We start from the raw sequence: 16,983 nt of genomic DNA on the forward strand, positions 1-16,983 counted from the left end.
TTCTTATCCGAGATTGTAGTCGGATAATCTATGTCCGAGTCAACCGGGGGATCCGAGGGAGCTGAGGGGCGATGAAACTGTCGGGTGGTGTCGAGTGGGCGCTGCACTGCTGCGTCGTGCTGACCGCGGCCACGGATCCGGTGCCCGCGGCGCGCCTCGCGGAACTGCACGACGTCTCCGGCAGCTACCTGGCCAAGCAGTTGCAGGCCCTGTCCCGGGCGGGTCTTGTGCACTCCGTGCAGGGCAAGTCGGGCGGCTATGTCCTCACCCGTCCGGCGGCGGAGATCACCCTGCTCGACGTGGTGCAGGCCGTCGACGGCCCCCGGCCCGCCTTCGTCTGTACGGAGATCCGCCAGCGGGGGCCGCTCGCCACCCCGCCCGAGCAGTGCGTGCGCGCCTGCCCGATCACCCGCGCGATGGCGGGCGCGGAGGCCGCCTGGCGCGCGGCCCTCCAGGCCGTGACCATCGCCGACCTCGCCCGCGACGTCACCGAGGACTCCGGCCCGGACGCCCTCCCCGCGGTCGCCGCCTGGCTCGCGGGCCCGCCGTCACTCCCCACGGCCTGACCCTCCCGCTCACCGGACCCGCTCATCTGACCCGCCCGCCGATCCGTCGGCGGGCGCTTTTGTGCCGTCTCAAGCGGGGCGTGCTTCTAGCTCTCTAGTTTGCTAGCATGCTCATGTGGGAGACGACGATGTGAAGCAGTTCAACGTGTACCTGCCCATCGGGTTGATCAAGCAGGTCAAGTACCGCGCCATCGAGTCGGAGATGTCGCTGTCGGCGCTGGTGGCCGACGCGCTGCGTACGTATCTCGCTCTCGATGACACCCAGCCCGGCGAACAGTCCAGCGAGGAGAACTGAGATGACGACCGAAGGCATCGAGGCCGTGTTCATGGAGACCCACAACTGGGGGAAGGCGGTGAAGTTCTTCCAGGCGCTGGGCTACGAGCTGGAGTTCGCGACGGACCACAACTCGGGGCAGCTGCGCAACGGCGGCAGCCCGTCCCTCTTCATCGCCGAGATCCCCGAGGACCGGGAGATCCAGACGCAGCTCGTCCTGAGGGTGCCGGACGCCGACGCGATCCGCCTCGATCCGGACGTGAAGGTGGTGGCGCCGTTCGAGGACACCCACTTCGGGACCCGGCTGATGACCGTCGAGGACCCGGACGGACGGCAGTGGACCCTCCAGGCCCCCGGAAAGGAGTCGGCGGACGGCGGGGAAGGGCACCCGCACCACGCGTAGCGGCTGCTACGGGGCGCCGCCCTCGACCGGCGCGGCGCCCGCCAGGGCGTCCAGCATCGGGCGGATCAGCGGGTGCTCCTCGGCGCCGCAGCGGACCGCGGCGAAGACCCGGCGGGTGGGCGCGGCGCCGTCGACCGGGCGCACCACGACGCCGCCGAGGTCCATGCCCAGGAGGGCCGAGCGGGGGACGAGGGCCACGCCCGCGCCCGCCGAGGCCAGCGCGACCACCGCGCGGAAGTCGTCCGACTGGTGCTCGAGACCCGGCTGGAACCCGGCCGCCTCACAGGCCAGGACCACCACGTCATGGCAGGGATTGCCGGGGTACGGGCCGATCCAGGGGTCCTTGGCCAGCTCGGCGAGCGGCACCTGCTCGGCGCCGGCGAGCCGGTGCGCGACGGGCACGACGGCGTCGAACGGCTCGGCGTAGAGCGGCACATGGGTCAGCCGGGCGTCGTCGACACCGGGCGCGCCCCGGTACTCGACGGCGACGGCGATGTCGACCTGCCGGTCCAGCACCATGGGCAGGCTCGCGTCGCCCTCCGCGTCCTGCACGCGGACCCGTATCCCGGGCGCGGTCAGCGCGAGGCGGGCCAGCGCGGGCGCCACCACCAGGCCGATGCCGGTGGCGAAGGAGGCGACCGTGACCGTGCCCGCAGCGCCGGAGCTGTAGGCGGTCAGTTCGGCCTCGGCCCGCTCCAACTGGGCGAGCACGGCGTTGGTGTGCCGCAGCAGGATGTCGCCCGCGGGCGTCAGCCGTACCCCGCGCCCGCTGCGTTCCACCAGCCGGTGGCCGGTCTCCTGCTCCAGCGCGGTGAGCTGCTGGGAGACCGCGGACGGGGTCAGGTACAGCGCGGCGGCAGCGGCCGTCAGCGTGCGGTGGTCGGACACCGCACGGAGGATGTGCAGCCGCCGCGCTTCGATCATGAAGCCCATTGTCTCAGGTCACGGGGCCCGCGGCGGCGGCCCCGCGGGACCGCCACCCGTACGGGGACCGCGCCCGGACCGCGCCCCGCCCCCGCCTTGCCCGCGTCAGGCGTCGAGCTGCGCCCGGGCCGCCACGAACGCGTCCACCGCCCGGTTCACGTCCGCCGTGGAGTGCGCGGCGGAGAGCTGCACGCGGATCCGCGCCTGACCCTGCGGCACCACCGGGTACGAGAAGCCGGTGACGTAGACGCCGCGCTCCAGCAGCAGCTCCGCCATCCGTCCCGCCGCGGCCGCGTCGCCGATCATGACCGGGACGATCGCGTGGTCGCCCGGCTTGATGTCGAAGCCCTCGGCGGTCATCCGGGAGCGGAACAGCGCGGTGTTCGCGTTCAGCCGCTCCCGCAGGTCGCCCGCCGACTCCAGCAGGTCCAGGACCTTGAGCGAGGCGGCCGCGATCACCGGGGCGAGGGTGTTCGAGAACAGGTACGGACGCGACCGCTGGCGCAGCAGCGCGACGATCTCGGCGCGCGCGGCCACGTAGCCGCCCGACGCACCGCCGAGCGCCTTGCCGAGGGTGCCGGTGATGATGTCGACGCGGTCCATGACGCCGTGCAGCTCGGGGGTGCCGCGCCCGCCGGGGCCGACGAAGCCGACCGCGTGCGAGTCGTCGACCATCACCATGGCGTCGTACCGGTCCGCGAGGTCGCAGATCTCCCGCAGCGGCGCCACGTAGCCGTCCATCGAGAACACGCCGTCGGTGACGACGAGGCGGCGGCGGGCGTCGGACGCCTCCTTGAGGCGCTGCTCCAGCTCGCCCAGGTCGCGGTTGGCGTACCGCAGGCGGCGGGCCTTCGACAGCCGGATGCCGTCGATGATCGACGCGTGGTTGAGCGCGTCGGAGATGACCGCGTCCTCCTCGCCGAGCAGCGTCTCGAAGACACCGCCGTTCGCGTCGAAGCAGGAGGAGTAGAGGATCGTGTCCTCCTGGCCGAGGAACGCCGACAGCCGCGCCTCCAGCTCCTTGTGCACCTCCTGCGTACCGCAGATGAAGCGCACGGACGCCATGCCGTAGCCCCAGCGGTCCAGCGCCTCGTGGGCGGCGCCGACCACGGCGGGGTGGTCGGCCAGGCCCAGGTAGTTGTTGGCGCAGAAGTTGAGGACCTCACCGGGGCGGCCGCCCGCGGTGACGTTGACGGTCGCGGACTGCGGGGTGCCGATGACGCGCTCGGGCTTGTGCAGTCCCGCGGCGCGGATCTCGTCGAGGGTGGCGCGCAGGTCGTCGCGTACGGAAGCGAACATCATCTGGTCCTTAGGCGGTGGCGAAGACGGGAGCGAAGGCGGAGGCGGGGCGGGGGCGGAAGCCGGGGCGTACGACGTGGTCAGGAGGTCCAGTCGAGGATGACCTTGCCGCCGCGTCCGCTCGCCGCGTCGTCGAAGGCGGCCTCGAAGTCGCGGTAGCCGTACCGGCCGGTGATCACCGGGGCGAGGTCGAGCCCGCCCTCGATGAGCACGGACATCGCGTACCAGGTCTCGAACATCTCGCGCCCGTAGATGCCCTTGATCGTGATCATGGAGGTGACGATCCGGGACCAGTCGACGGGGTACTCCTGCGACGGCAGGCCGAGCATCGCGATCCGCCCGCCGTGCGTCATGTTCGCGATCATGTCCCGCATGGCCGCGGGCTGACCGGACATCTCCAGGCCGATGTCGAAGCCCTCGCGCAGCCCGAGCGCGCGCTGCCCCTCGGCGATGGAGGAGTCCGCGACGTTCACCGCCAGGCTCACGCCGATCTTGCGGGCGAGTTCGAGCCGCTCCTCGCTGACGTCGGTGATCACGACGTTACGGGCGCCCGCGTGCCGGGCCACCGCGGCGGCCATCAGACCGATCGGCCCGGCCCCGGTGATCAGGACGTCCTCGCCGACCAGCGGGAAGGACAGCGTGGTGTGCACGGCGTTGCCGAACGGGTCGAAGATCGCGGCGACGTCGAGGTCGACCGGGACGCGGTGCACCCACACGTTCGACGCGGGCAGCGCCACGTACTCGGCGAACGCGCCGTCGCGGCCGACACCGAGACCGATCGTGGCACGGCACAGGTGGCGGCGCCCGGCCAGACAGTTGCGGCACTTGCCGCACACCAGGTGCCCCTCACCGCTGACCCGGTCGCCCGCCGTGATGTCGGCGACGTCACGGCCGACGTCGACGACCTCGCCGACGAACTCGTGACCGAGCACGAGCGGGGTGTTGATCGTCTGCTGCGCCCAGCCGTCCCAGGCCCGGATGTGCAGGTCGGTGCCGCAGATCCCGGTGCGCTGCACCTTGATCAGTACGTCCCCGGGCCCGATGACCGGCTCCGGCACGTCCATCAGCCAGAGACCCGGCTCCGCCTTCTTCTTGACCAGCGACTTCAACGCGCACGGCTCCCGTCGTTCCCGCAGGTGCCGTCCGGCACCCGGGCCGATCAGAAGCCTCGCCGACAAGACCTTTCCTGGTCCATCGAGGATTTCTTAACCGCGGTCGCAGCTTTCCTTCACGTGCCCACCACCGGCGGCGGTGAGGGTGCCGCGGAGGAGGTCGGCGACCGTGGCCGGGGTGTCGGTGAGGTGGAAATGGCCGCCCGGGACGACATGGAGGGTGAAGGGGCCGGTGGTCTCGTTGCGCCATGCCCGGGCATCGGCGACGGAGACGTCGGGGTCGCTGTCGCCGACCAGGGCGACAATGCGGCAGCGCAGTTGCGCGGCCGGTTGCCGGGCATAGGAGTAAACCGCACGAAAATCCGACCGCAATGCGGGCAGCATGAATTCGAGTGCTTCGGCGTTTCCCAGGATGTCGGCGTCGGTGCCGTCCAGCTCGCCCATTTTGGCGAGAATCCACGCATCTGTGGGGAAGGTCGGGTCCAGCCCGCCGAAGGGCGGCGAGAGCTGTGACGGGGCCTGTCTGGCCGAGGCGAAGAGCGCGGTTACCGGGCGGCCTTCCGCTTCGAGACGGCGGACGATCTCGTACCCGATCAGGGCGCCCATGCTGTGCCCGAAGACGGTGAGCGGGCGGGTGTCGTGCGGGGAGAGTGCGCTGTACACGCCGTCGGCCAGTGCCTCGACGGTGTCGGGGCAGGGCTCGGAGATCCGGTCCTGGCGGCCCGGGTACTGCGCGCACAGCACCTCGGCGGTATCCGCGAGCTTTGCTGACAGTTGGTGATACGTGGACGCGCCGGCGCCCGCGTGAGGAAGACAGAGAAGGCGCATTCCGGTTGTGGGGGAGGAATGAAAATTCCGGATCCAGCTACGCACGTCGCCCCCGTGTCACATCCCGTATCGCACCCCGTATGAGAGCCGTACCGGATCGCCGGCTCCCCGCCTCTCGCACGTTACCATACCTCGATGGCGGGCTTACCCGGCGTGAGTTCCTATACACAATGGGGCGGTTGAACACAAGGGTCGATTGGTATTCACCGAATCCCCGAAAAAGCTTGCGCCGCACCGGGAGTTCCGGCGAACCTGGGATGGTGGTTGCCAACGAGACGCCAGAGGCGACTGATCCCCTTGGGGCAGTCGGTGGACGTGTGGTTCGGGCCTCGTCGGCGCAGCGCCGGCTCTTCTTCCTGTGGTCACTGGACCCGGACAGCGCCGTCTACAACGTCCCCGGCGCGCTGTCCGTACGCGGCGGGCTCGACACCAAGCAACTCGACGCGGCGCTGGGCGCGTTGCAGTGGCGGCACGAGTCGCTGCGCACCACCTTCGAGGAGAGGGACGGCGACGTCGTCCAGCGGGTGCACGGCATCGAGGCGTGCCACCGGGTGCGGGCCGACGTCACCGACGCCCGGGGCGCCACGCGCGGGGAGCGCGAGGACTGGGCGCTGGCCGAGATCCGCCGTCTCGGCGCGGTCCCCTTCTCGCTCACCGCGGGCCCGCTGTGGCGCTGCCATGTGATCGAAGTGGCGCCCGACGCCCACCTGGTGGCCTTCGCCTTCCACCACATCGTCATGGACGAGGTCTCCTCCAGCGTGTTCTCGCGCGAGCTGGACCTCGCGTACGCCGACCCGCTGGTGTTCCTCGACGCCCCCGCCGCGCCGCAGTACGCCGACCACTGCGCGGCGCCGGAGTCGCAGCCCGGCTACGCCGACGGACTCGCCTACTGGAAGGGCCGGTTGACGGGGATCGAGGCGACCGCGTTACCCGAGGACGGCGCCCCGGACGAGAGCGACGCCGCCGGGGACAGCGTCCCGCTGACCCTCGACGAGGACGGTGTCCGGGCGCTGGAGGAGCTGTGCGCCCGCCAGGGGGCCGGTGCCTTCCCCGGCTTCCTCGCCGCCTACCTGGTGCTGCTGCACCGATGGACGGGCATGACCGACGTGGTCGTCGGGATTCCCGTCGCCGGACGCTCCGACCCCGCGTCGTACGGCGTCATCGGCTTCTTCTCCAACACGGTCGTCGTGCGCTGCGAGATCACCCCCGACCTGACCTTCGAGGACGTGCTGGCCCGTACCGGCGACGCGGTGTACGACGCGCTGGAGTTCCAGGAGATCCCCTTCGACGCGGTCGTGGACGCCGTACAGCCCGACCGCGAGCCCGGGCGCAACCCGCTCTTCCGGATGAGCATGGTCTACGAGACCGCCGACCTCGCGGACACCTGGGGGCTGGCCGGACTCGATGTCACCGAGGTCCCCGTCGAACTCGACGTCAGCCACTTCGACCTCACCCTCGGCCTGCGGCGTGGGAACCTGACGACCGGTGAGATCACGTACAGCACACGGCGGTTCTCGCGTCCGGCCATGGACCGGATGGCGGCCGGGTACGCGACGCTGCTGCGGCACCTGTGCCAGAACCCCGGCACGCCCGTCGGCGACCTCGAACTGCTCTCCGCGGCCGAGCGGGAGCAGGTCCTGCGGCTCGGCGAGGGACCGGCGGTCGGGCGCGCCGACGCGGGCGGCCCGCAGACCGTGTGGGAACTCTTCGAGACGACCGCCCTGGCCCACCCCGACCGCGAGGCGCTGCGGTCCGACACCGAACGGCTGACGTTCCGGGAGGCCCACGCGCTGGCCGGGCGGTGGGCCACGGCGCTGGCGGCACGCGGCGTGACCGACGACGTGGTCGTCGGCATCCGGCTGCCGCGCACCGCCGCGCTGGTGGTGATGATGCTCGCCGTCTGGCGGGCCGGGGGCTCCTTCGTCCTGCTCGACCCGACCCAGCCGGAGGAGCGCCAGCGCGTCCTGCTCACCGACTCCGGCGCCGCGCTCCTGGTGACCGACGGCGAGCCGCCCGACGGGGCGCCCGCGGCCGTGACGGTCGCCGCACTCGACGCCGCCGCGGCCACCGGAGCGACCGCCCCGCCGCCGCTCCCGCGCGCCGACGCCCTCGCCTACGCCGTCTTCACCTCGGGCTCCACCGGCCGCCCCAAGGGCGTACTCATCGAGCACCGCGGTCTGGTCGTCCACGCCACCAGCCATCTCGCCGCGATGTACGGGGAGTTGGACCCCGGCGTCCGGCTGAACGTGGCGGGTCTGGCCGCCGTGAGCTTCGACGTCTTCATCAACCAGGTGCTCGGCATGCTGGTGTTCGGGCACCGGCTGCTGATGATCGACGACGAGGAGCGGCAGGACCTGCCCCGGCTGCTGGCCCGCGCCGAGGACCCCGACACCGCGGTGCAGATCCTGGACTGCTCCACCAGCCAGCTCGACGCGCTGGTCGACAGCGGGCTGCTGGAGCGCCCGTATCCGCCGCGGCTCGTCATCTTCGGCGGCGAGAGCTGCTCGCGGCGGCTGTGGCAGGCGCTGCGCGCCGCGCCCGGCCTGCACGCCTTCAACGTGTACGGCGCCACCGAGTGCACCATCGAATCGACCGCCGTCCACGTCCGCGAGTCGGCGGACGCCGTCGCCGGACGGGCCACCGGCGGCACCCGGATGTACGTCCTCGACGGCCGGCGCCGCCTGCTGCCGCCCACCTTCGTCGGCGAGATCTATCTGGGCGGCTCCGGAGTCGCCCGGGGGTACACCGACCCGAAGCTGACCGCCGAGCGGTTCGTCGCCGACCCCTTCACCGACCGGCCAGGGGGTCGGATGTATCGGACGGGGGATCGGGGGCGGTTGCGGGGGGATGGGGAGTTGGAGTTCTGGGGGCGTGTGGATGATCAGGTGAAGATTCGGGGGTTTCGGATCGAGCCTGGTGAGGTGGAGGTGGTGTTGTCGCGTCATGTGAGGGTGGCGCAGGTGGCGGTGGTGGTGCGGGAGGTGGCGGGGAGTGCGCAGTTGGTGGCGTATTTCGTGCCGGAGCCGGGTGTCTCCGTGGGCGTGGAGGAGTTGCGCCGGTTCGTGGGGTTGAGTGTGCCGGTGCATATGGTGCCGTCGGTGTTTGTGGCGGTGGGGGTGATGCCGTTGACGGTGAATGGGAAGTTGGATCGTCGGGCGTTGCCGGAGCCGGTGGTGGTGTCGGGGGTCGAGCGGGCGGCGCGGACGCCGTTCGAGCATGTGTTGTGTGAGTTGTTCGGTGAGGTGCTGGGACAGGGCCGGGTGGGCCCTGAGGACAACTTCTTCCATCTGGGTGGGCATTCGCTGTTGGCGACGCGGTTGGTGAGCCGGGTGCAGGCGGTGCTGGGGTTCCGTATCCCGCTGCGGGCACTGTTCGAAGCACCCACCCCCGCCGCCCTCGCCACCCACCTCACCCAGGAAGGGCCCGAGCGGCCGGTCCTGGAGCCGGCGCCGCGGTCGGAGCGGCCCCCGCTGTCGTACGCCCAGCAGCGCCTGTGGTTCCTCAACCAGCTCGAAGGCACCGGCCCCGCGTACAACATCCCCGTCGCGCTGCGGCTGACCGGTGCACTCGACACCACCGCGCTGTCGGCGGCACTGGACGACCTCGTCGCACGCCACGAGACCCTGCGGACGCTGTTCCCCGCCCCGCACGGCACCCCCCACCAGCGGGTGGTGGCCGCCGAGGAGGCCCGGCCCCGGCTGACGGAGGTACGCACCACCGCGGCCGAACTGCCCGCCGCGGTCGCCGGGGCCGCCCGGCACGGATTCGACCTCACCTCCGAACTCCCGCTCAGATGCCACCTGTTCACGGTGGCTCCGACCGAGCACGTACTGCTGCTGGTGCTGCACCACATCGCCGCCGACGGATGGTCGATGGAGCCGCTGGCCCGCGACCTCGCCACGGCCTACCGTGCCCGGCTGGCGGGCACCGCGCCCGACTGGGCGCCGCTGCCGGTGCACTACGCCGACTACACGGTGTGGCAGCGCCGCCTGCTGGGGGAGAGCGACGACCCCGACAGCCTCTTCCACCGCCAACTGGACTACTGGACAGGGGCGTTGGACGGACTGCCCGCCCAGTTGCCGCTGCCCTACGACCACCCCCGTCCCGCCCGGCAGAGCCACCGGGGCGGCGACATCCCGTTCGAGATCCCCGCCGAGCTGCACCGCGCGCTCGCCGACGTGGCCAGGCGGCAGAACGCCACCTTGTTCATGGTGCTGCAGGGCGCCTTCGCCACGCTGCTCCACCGGCTCGGCGCCGGTGAGGACATCCCGCTGGGCACCCCGGTCGCCGGACGGACCGACGAGGCACTGGACGATCTGATCGGCTTCTTCGTCAACACCCTGGTCCTGCGCACCGACCTCAGCGGGAACGTCACCTTCGAGGAACTCGTCCGCCGGGTCCGGGAGACCCATCTGCGGGCACATCAGCACCAGGACCTGCCGTTCGAGCAGATCGTGGACCGGCTCAACCCCGACCGCTCGCTCGCCGTGCACCCGCTGTTCCAGGTCATGGTGGTGTTCACCAGCGAGGCGGGCGTCCGAGGCGGCCTGGACGCCATGGAACTGCCGGGCCTTACGGTCTCCGAGGAGCCGCCGGACACCGGGGCCGTGAAGTTCGACCTCCAGCTCGACCTTGCCGAGACCACCGACGTCGACGGCGCCCCCGCGGGCATCCGCGGAACCCTCGGATACGCCGCCGACCTGTTCGACGAGACCACCGCGCGGGAGATCACGGCACGCCTGGAACGGGTGCTGGCCGCCGTCGCCGCCGACCCGGCCGCCCCCGTCGCCGACATCGACGTCCTCAGTCCCGAGGAGCGCGAGGCGGCACTGGCGCACCCGCCGGCACCGTACCCGCTGGACCTCACCCTGACCATGCCCCGGCTCTTCGCGCAGCAGGTCGCCGCCACCCCGCACGCCCCCGCCCTCGTCTGCGGCGACACCGTCCTCGACTACGCGGAGCTGGACCGGCGGGCCCGGCGCCTGGCCGCCCGCCTCGTGGCACGTGGCGCAGGTCCCGAGCGGATCGTGGCGCTCGCGCTGCCCCGCTCGCCCGAGCTGGTCATCGCGGTCCTCGCCGTACTGATCAGCGGCGCCGCCTATCTGCCGCTGGACACCGCCTACCCGGCGGAGCGACTCGGCTACCTGCTCGACGACGCCGAGCCGATGTGCCTGCTGACCGACCGTACGGTCCTCGACCGACTGCCCGCGACGGCCGTACCGCGGCTGTTCGTCGACGAGATCGTCAACGGAACGGGCGACGGACCGGGTGAGGGGTCGGGCGACGGATCGGGCGACGACCGGTTCGACGGAGGCGGCGTCCCCCGGGAGCCCGTGCAGCCGCACCACCTGGCGTATCTCATCTACACCTCGGGCTCGACCGGAAGGCCCAAGGGCGTGCAGACCGAACACGCCCAGCTGACCAGCTACTTGCTGTGGTGCCGACACGCCTACCCCGGCATGCGGGACAGCGCGGTGCTGCACTCCTCCTTCGCCTTCGACCTCACCGTGAACGCACTGCTCGGCACTCTCGCGCTCGGCGGCCGGGTCCTGGTGCCGGTCCCGGGGGCGGCGTATCCCGACGGCGCGGCCTTCGGGAAGGTCACACCGGGTCATCTGGAGATCCTGGACCTCGACGGTGAACTGCGCAGCCCCAGCAGCGAATTGATCGTGGGCGGCGAAGCCCTCACCGGCGAGCAGCTGGTCCGCTGGCGGGCCCGCCACCCCGAGGTGGCGATCCTCAACGAGTACGGCCCGACGGAGACCACCGTCGGCTGCGTCGTCCACCGCATCGCGCCCGGGGACCCGCTGCCGTCCGGTGCCGTCCCCATCGGACGCCCGATCGCCCACACCCGGACGCTGGTCCTCGACGACCGCCTCCGCCCGGTGCCGCGCGGCGTGGTGGGCGACCTCTACATCACCGGCGCGGGTCTGGCCCGGGGCTACCTCAACCAGCCCCAACTGACCGCGGAAGCCTTCCTGCCCTGCCCGTACGAGCCCTCCGGGGGTCGGATGTATCGGACGGGGGATCGGGGGCGGTTGCGGGGGGATGGGGAGTTGGAGTTCTGGGGGCGTGTGGATGACCAGGTGAAGATTCGGGGGTATCGGATCGAGCCTGGTGAGGTGGAGGTGGTGTTGTCGCGTCATGTGGGGGTGGCGCAGGTGGCGGTGGTGGTGCGGGAGGTGGCGGGGAGTGCGCAGTTGGTGGCGTATTTCGTGCCGGAGCCGGGTGTCTCCGTGGGCGTGGAGGAGTTGCGCCGGTTCGTGGGGTTGAGTGTGCCGGTGCATATGGTGCCGTCGGTGTTTGTGGCGGTGGGGGTGATGCCGTTGACGGTGAACGGGAAGTTGGATCGTCGGGCGTTGCCGGAGCCGGTGGTGGTGTCGGGGGTCGTGCGGGCGGCGCGGACGCCGTTCGAGCATGTGTTGTGTGGGTTGTTCGGTGAGGTGCTGGGTCGGGGTCGGGTGGGTCCTGAGGACAACTTCTTCCATCTGGGTGGGCATTCGCTGTTGGCGACGCGGTTGGTGAGCCGGGTGCAGGCGGTGCTGGGCTTTCGTATCCCGCTGCGGGCACTGTTCGAAGCACCCACCCCCGCCGCCCTCGCCACCCAACTGGCCGACGGCAGGGAGGACGACTCCCTCGACGTACTGCTGCCGTTGCGTACGGGCGGCTCCCGGCCGCCGCTGTTCTGCGTCGCGCCCGCGTCGGGGCTGAGCTGGGGCTACGCCGGTCTGCTGGAACACCTCGACACCGACCAGCCGGTCTACGGCCTCCAAGTGCCGGGACTCACGTCGTCCGACGAACTGCCCCGCTCGCTGGAGGAGTTGGTACGGCGCTGCCTGGACGCCATCCGGGCGGTGTGCGGCAACGGCCCCTACCAACTGCTCGGCTGGTCGGCCGGCGGCGTGCTGGCCCATGAACTCGCCGTACGCCTGCGGGAGGAGGGTGAGGACGTCGCGCTCGTGGCCCTGCTGGACTCGTATCTGACGCCACCGGAGCAGGCCGCGCTCGACGAACCGGCACTGCTGCGGAACTTCGCCGAGGAACTGGGCGCCCCCGAAGGCGACGTCACCCGGGACACGCTGCGCGACTGGGCCCGCCGCCCCGAAGGACCGCTCGCGTCGCTGAGCGAGGCGGCGGTCGACCGGGTGATCGACGCCTACCTGCACACCGCCCGCCTGCTCGCCGCGCACCAGCCGCGCGTCTTCCCCGGCGACGTCCAACTCTTCACGGCGGAGGCCGACCGCGCCCCCGCGTCCGCGCCGACCGACCCCGCCGCCCCACCCGACCCGCTGACCTGCGCCCGCCCGTACGTCGGCGGACAGCTCACCGCCTACGGCGTCGACGCGCACCACGTCGAGATGACCGCACCGGCGCCGCTGCGCCGTATCGCCGCCCATCTGGCGCCACTGCTCAGCCCCGGCCCGGACCGCCCCACCCGCTAGCGACGACGGAACGAGAGCCGCGACATGACACACCCCGCCGACACACCGACCGCGGAGTCCTCCGGATCGCTCTTCGCGGCGTTCGCCGCCGTCGCGCGGTCGGCGCCGGACGCCGTGGCCGTCGCCGACGACAAGGAGCGGCTCACCTACGGCGAACTGGCCGACAGGGCACGGGAGACGGCCGAGCTCTTACGCCGCCACGGCGTGGGGCCCGGCCGCACGGTCGCGGTACGGATGGCACCGCGCGCCGAACTGCTGGTGGTGCTGCTGGGCATCCTCGCGTCCGGCGCCGCGTATCTGCCGCTGAACGAACCGGCCGTCCCCGAACGGGAGGGCCTCATCCTCTCGGACGCGCGGCCCGCCGTCCTGGTCGAGGACGCCGACGGCGCCGGGGCGGCCGACGGCACCGGGGGCGGCGTCGCGCCGACGGCGACGACCCGGCTGCGGAGCCTGGCGGGCGAGGCCGCGGCCCGGGTGCCCGACGGCACGGCGTATGTCATCTACACCTCGGGCACCACCGGCCGCCCCAAGGGCACAGCCGTCAGCCACCGCAACGTCCTCGCCCTCTTCGCCGCCACCCGCCCGCTGTTCGACTTCGGCCCCGACGACCGCTGGCTGCTCTACCACGCCATCGCCTTCGACTTCTCGGTGTGGGAGATCTGGGGCGCCCTGCTGTACGGCGGCGCACTGCACGTCCCCGACCGGATGCAGACGCGGGACCCCGAGGAGTGCGCGGACCTGATCCGGCGCGAAGGGATCACCGTACTCAACCAGACGCCCACGGCCTTCGGTGTGCTGGCCCCGCTGCTGGCCGAGGCGCCCGCGGAACACGCCCTGCGCTACGTGGTGTTCGGCGGGGAGCGGCTGCACCCCTCCTCACTGGCGGCGTGGACCGAGGCGCACGGGCTCGACCGGCCCGCGCTGGTCAACATGTACGGCATCACCGAGACCACGGTGCACGCCACCCACCACCGGCTGACCGCCGCCGACATCGCGGGCACCCGGTCGGTGATCGGCCGGCCCCTGCCGGGCTTCCGGGCCCGGGTCGTCGACGAGCGGGGCGCCGCCGCCATCACGGGCGAACTGCTGCTCGCCGGACCCCAGGTCACCGGCGGCTACCTCAACCGCCCCGACCTGACCGCGGAACGCTTCGCCGCGGAGCCCGATACCGGCACGGTGTACTACCGCACCGGGGACCTGGTGCGGGACGACGGCGACGGCGTCCTGACGCACATCGGCCGCCAGGACGACCAGGTCAAGGTGCGCGGCCACCGCATCGAACTGGGCGAGGTGGAGTCCGCGCTGACCGGCCTGCCCGGTGTCACCGGCGCCATCGCCACCACCTTCACGCTGGCCGGGGCGGAGTCGCTGGGCTGCGTGTGCGCCACCGCCGACGCGGCGCCCCCGGCGCTGACCGCCGTACGGGACCACCTCGCCGCCCGGCTGCCCGACTACATGGTCCCGGGCAGATTCCGGTGGCTCGCGGAACTGCCGTCCACCGTCAACGGAAAGGCCGACAGACGGCAGGCCAGAGCGCTCCTGGAAAGCGGCGGCCACCACTAGAGCGACACGAACGAAGAGCGACACGAACGAAGAGCGACACGAACGAAAAGGGGGAACCCGTGCCGACCATCGAGTTCTACGGCATGCGGGGCGAGGAGCGCGACGCGATGGAGAAGCGGGTGCGCGCACTCCTCGCCGAGGAGGACTTCCGTGAGGAGTGCGTGTTCGTCACCGCGGCCGACTCCCGGGTCGTCGACTGGCAGGGCGTGAGCCGCCCGTTCGTCCGGGTCAGCACCCGGTCGGAACAGCGCGCCGGACGCTTCAGATCGCTGCTGCGCCACACCTGCGACCTCGAGATCGTCCGTATCGACTTCCAGCCCATGGCCGCCACCGGCGCACCCGACGAGGAGAAATGATGGACGACGGATTCGAGCTCCAACTCATCGACGCACTGCAGCCGGTACGGGGATTCGCCCTGGCGCAGGGCCTCTACCACCTCTTCAGCAGCGGGATCTACGAGCGAATAGCCGACGGCCCGCGGCCGGTGCGGGACGTGGCCGACGCCCTCGAACTCGACGTGGCGCGCACCAGCGGATTCCTGCGCTATCTGGCCAACGAGAACTACGTAGCCCTCAGCGGCGACACCGTGAGCCTGACCGGCAAGGGCCGCCAACTCGCCCCGTACCGGCCCTGGTACGAGCTGCTGGTCGGCGGCTACGCGCAGACGTTCCAGCAGATCACCGACGTCCTGCAGGGCAAGGGGTACGCCAGCCGCGACGGGCGGATGGTGGGCGTCGGGAGCTGCGGGATGAGCGCCTTCGACGCGCTGCCGCTGGTCCGCGACCTGATGTCCGACCTGCCCGCCGCGCCCGCCTCGCTCGTGGACCTCGGCTGCGGCGACGGCACCTTCCTCACCAGCCTCGTCACCGAGTCCGATCGGCTCACCGGCCTGGGCGTCGACCCGTTCGCACCGGAGGAGCCGACCGCGCCGGGGGTGCGCTTCGTGCGCTCCGGCGCCACGGACTACGTGGCCGAACACGGGGCGGCGCCCGGTGCGGAGCCCGACCCCTCGCGGATGTTCGTGGCCGCCTTCCTCCTCCAGGAGATCCTGGAACAGGAGGGCCGCGCCGCCGTGGTGGGCCTGGTCCGCGGCGCCCTGCGGCAGGGCGGCCATCTTGCGGTGGTCGAGGTGGACCACCGCCCCGCCGACCCGGCCGTCATGCGGCACGGTCTCGGCCAGGCGTACTACAACCCGTACTACCTGCTGCACGTCCTCACCGAACAGCGCCTGGAGACCGACGCGTTCTGGCAGGACCTGTTCGCCGACGCCGGGGCCACCGTGGTCTCCCGCCGGGTGGCCGACCCGCGGGTGGACTCCACCGGCCTGGAGATCGGCTATCTGCTGACCCGGAACACCGGCGCCCCCGGCCACCCGGGCGGTACCCGCGGCGAAGGCGCGGGGGAATGAGCCTGACGCCGCTGGGACGGCGACTCGCCGAGGTGGCGCGGTCGCCGCGGGAGCCGTGGCGGATCCTCGCCGAGAACGTTCCCGTCTGGCCCGCCGCACCCGAACTGCGGTCACCCGGCTGGGAGGTGGACGGGCAGTACGCCGCGAGCCAGGGCACCGACGAACTCCTGGAGGCACTGCGCCTGCGGGAACGGGGCCAGGGCGTCGCCGTCGGCGCCGACTCGCTGCTCGTCACCAACGGGGCCTTCGACGGGCTCGGCCTCGTCGCCCGCCGCCTCACCGGCAGCGGTGTGCGGCGCGCGGTGTGCAGCGGACCCGTACTGCTCAGCGTGGCCGACCTGTTGCGGGCCGCGGGCCTGGAACTCCTCGTCCTGGACTGGCCGACGCTGATCGGCGAACGCTCCTGGACCACCCTCGGCCTCGGCCCGTCCGATGTGCTCTACCTCAACACCCCGCACAACCCGACCGGTGCCTGCCTGGACGAGGAGGAGGCGCGCTCGCTGTTCGCCGCGCAGCGCCGCCTCGGCTTCACCCTGGTGCTGGATCTGGTCTACGACTCCTTTGTGCACGATTCCGCCGCGCTGGCCGCGCCGCTGGCCCTGGTGGAGGACTGGCGGAGCGTGTACGGCCTCAACAGCTTCTCCAAGAACTACGGGGCGCCCGGGCTGCGCGTCGGCTGGATCACCACACACCCGGACGAAGTCGCCCTGCTCACCGGGCGGATGGAATGGGAGCGCATCGCGGTGTCGACCCGCGCCCAGAACCAGGCCGCGCAGTTGTGCGCGCTCGGCAACGGGCCGCTGGCCGAACGGGTGCGGGCGGGCCGCGCGTTGGTGCTGGACTGGGCGCGGGCCAACGGCGTCGGGGTGCTGGCCGCGCAGGGCGGCACGCATGTGTGGGCCGATCCCCAGGTGCCCGACACGGAGGTCCTCGCGGACGTCCTGATGGCCGAGCACCGGCTCGTCATCACCACGGGCGCCAACTACCACCCCGCGGACGCCCGCCACATCCGGGTGCCGACCGGTGTCGACCCGGCCTTCCTGGCCGCGTCCCTGGAGACCGTCTCCGCCACCGGCGCCCGGCTGCGTACGGCCGCGGCCGTACGCTGAGGGAACCGCACGCACGAGTCCCGGCCGGGCGCTGACCGCCCGGCCGGGACTCGGT

The 16,983-nt window shown here is 72.0% G+C and carries 12 protein-coding genes; 8 read left to right on the plus strand and 4 right to left on the minus strand.

Features of this window, described 5'->3' with window-relative positions; all coding sequences use genetic code 11:
- Positions 1-71 precede the first annotated feature (71 nt).
- From AB0M29_RS14100 to AB0M29_RS14110, 3 genes are all read left to right on the plus strand, one after another.
- Positions 72-566, plus strand: a complete 495-nt coding sequence (locus tag AB0M29_RS14100; RefSeq protein ID WP_365382505.1) for an Rrf2 family transcriptional regulator — start codon at positions 72-74, stop codon at positions 564-566.
- 115 nt (positions 567-681) lie between these two features.
- Positions 682-861: a CopG family transcriptional regulator gene (locus tag AB0M29_RS14105; protein WP_365382506.1), complete on the plus strand. Its 180-nt coding sequence runs from the start codon at positions 682-684 to the stop codon at positions 859-861.
- 1 nt (position 862) lies between these two features.
- The gene (locus AB0M29_RS14110; RefSeq protein ID WP_365382507.1) at positions 863-1,243 is read left to right on the plus strand and encodes a VOC family protein; all 381 of its coding nucleotides are present in this window, start codon (positions 863-865) and stop codon (positions 1,241-1,243) included.
- 6 nt (positions 1,244-1,249) lie between these two features.
- On the opposite strand, the gene AB0M29_RS14115 is transcribed toward AB0M29_RS14110, so the two are convergent.
- The 4 genes from AB0M29_RS14115 to AB0M29_RS14130 all read right to left on the minus strand — a co-directional run bounded on the left by AB0M29_RS14115 (position 1,250) and on the right by AB0M29_RS14130 (position 5,406).
- Positions 1,250-2,167: a LysR substrate-binding domain-containing protein gene (locus tag AB0M29_RS14115; protein WP_365382508.1), complete on the minus strand. Its 918-nt coding sequence runs from the start codon at positions 2,165-2,167 to the stop codon at positions 1,250-1,252.
- 105 nt (positions 2,168-2,272) lie between these two features.
- Positions 2,273-3,466 (minus strand): glycine C-acetyltransferase, encoded by a 1,194-nt coding sequence (locus AB0M29_RS14120; RefSeq protein WP_365382509.1) that lies wholly within the window; start codon positions 3,464-3,466, stop codon positions 2,273-2,275.
- 80 nt (positions 3,467-3,546) lie between these two features.
- Positions 3,547-4,575, minus strand: a complete 1,029-nt coding sequence (tdh, locus tag AB0M29_RS14125; protein ID WP_365382532.1) for an L-threonine 3-dehydrogenase — start codon at positions 4,573-4,575, stop codon at positions 3,547-3,549.
- Between the two features lie 96 nt (positions 4,576-4,671).
- Positions 4,672-5,406, minus strand: a complete 735-nt coding sequence (locus AB0M29_RS14130) for an alpha/beta fold hydrolase (protein WP_365382510.1) — start codon at positions 5,404-5,406, stop codon at positions 4,672-4,674.
- 317 nt (positions 5,407-5,723) lie between these two features.
- Between AB0M29_RS14130 and AB0M29_RS14135 the strand changes: the two genes are divergently transcribed.
- From AB0M29_RS14135 to AB0M29_RS14155, 5 genes are read left to right on the plus strand one after another with little or no spacing between them, the layout of a single operon-like run.
- Positions 5,724-12,848: an amino acid adenylation domain-containing protein gene (locus AB0M29_RS14135; RefSeq protein ID WP_365382511.1), complete on the plus strand. Its 7,125-nt coding sequence runs from the start codon at positions 5,724-5,726 to the stop codon at positions 12,846-12,848.
- Between the two features lie 24 nt (positions 12,849-12,872).
- Positions 12,873-14,411, plus strand: a complete 1,539-nt coding sequence (locus tag AB0M29_RS14140; protein ID WP_365382512.1) for an amino acid adenylation domain-containing protein — start codon at positions 12,873-12,875, stop codon at positions 14,409-14,411.
- 59 nt (positions 14,412-14,470) lie between these two features.
- The gene (locus AB0M29_RS14145) at positions 14,471-14,767 is read left to right on the plus strand and encodes a hypothetical protein (RefSeq protein ID WP_365382513.1); all 297 of its coding nucleotides are present in this window, start codon (positions 14,471-14,473) and stop codon (positions 14,765-14,767) included.
- Positions 14,767-15,819, plus strand: a complete 1,053-nt coding sequence (locus AB0M29_RS14150; RefSeq protein ID WP_365382514.1) for a 2-ketoarginine methyltransferase — start codon at positions 14,767-14,769, stop codon at positions 15,817-15,819. The genes AB0M29_RS14145 and AB0M29_RS14150 overlap by 1 nt, the downstream gene beginning before the upstream one ends.
- Positions 15,816-16,928, plus strand: a complete 1,113-nt coding sequence (locus AB0M29_RS14155) for a beta-methylarginine biosynthesis bifunctional aminotransferase (RefSeq protein WP_365382515.1) — start codon at positions 15,816-15,818, stop codon at positions 16,926-16,928. The genes AB0M29_RS14150 and AB0M29_RS14155 overlap by 4 nt, the downstream gene beginning before the upstream one ends.
- The last annotated feature ends 55 nt before the right edge of the window (positions 16,929-16,983 follow it).

Source organism: Streptomyces sp. NPDC051976, from assembly GCF_040680795.1.
Lineage (GTDB): Bacteria > Actinomycetota > Actinomycetes > Streptomycetales > Streptomycetaceae > Actinacidiphila.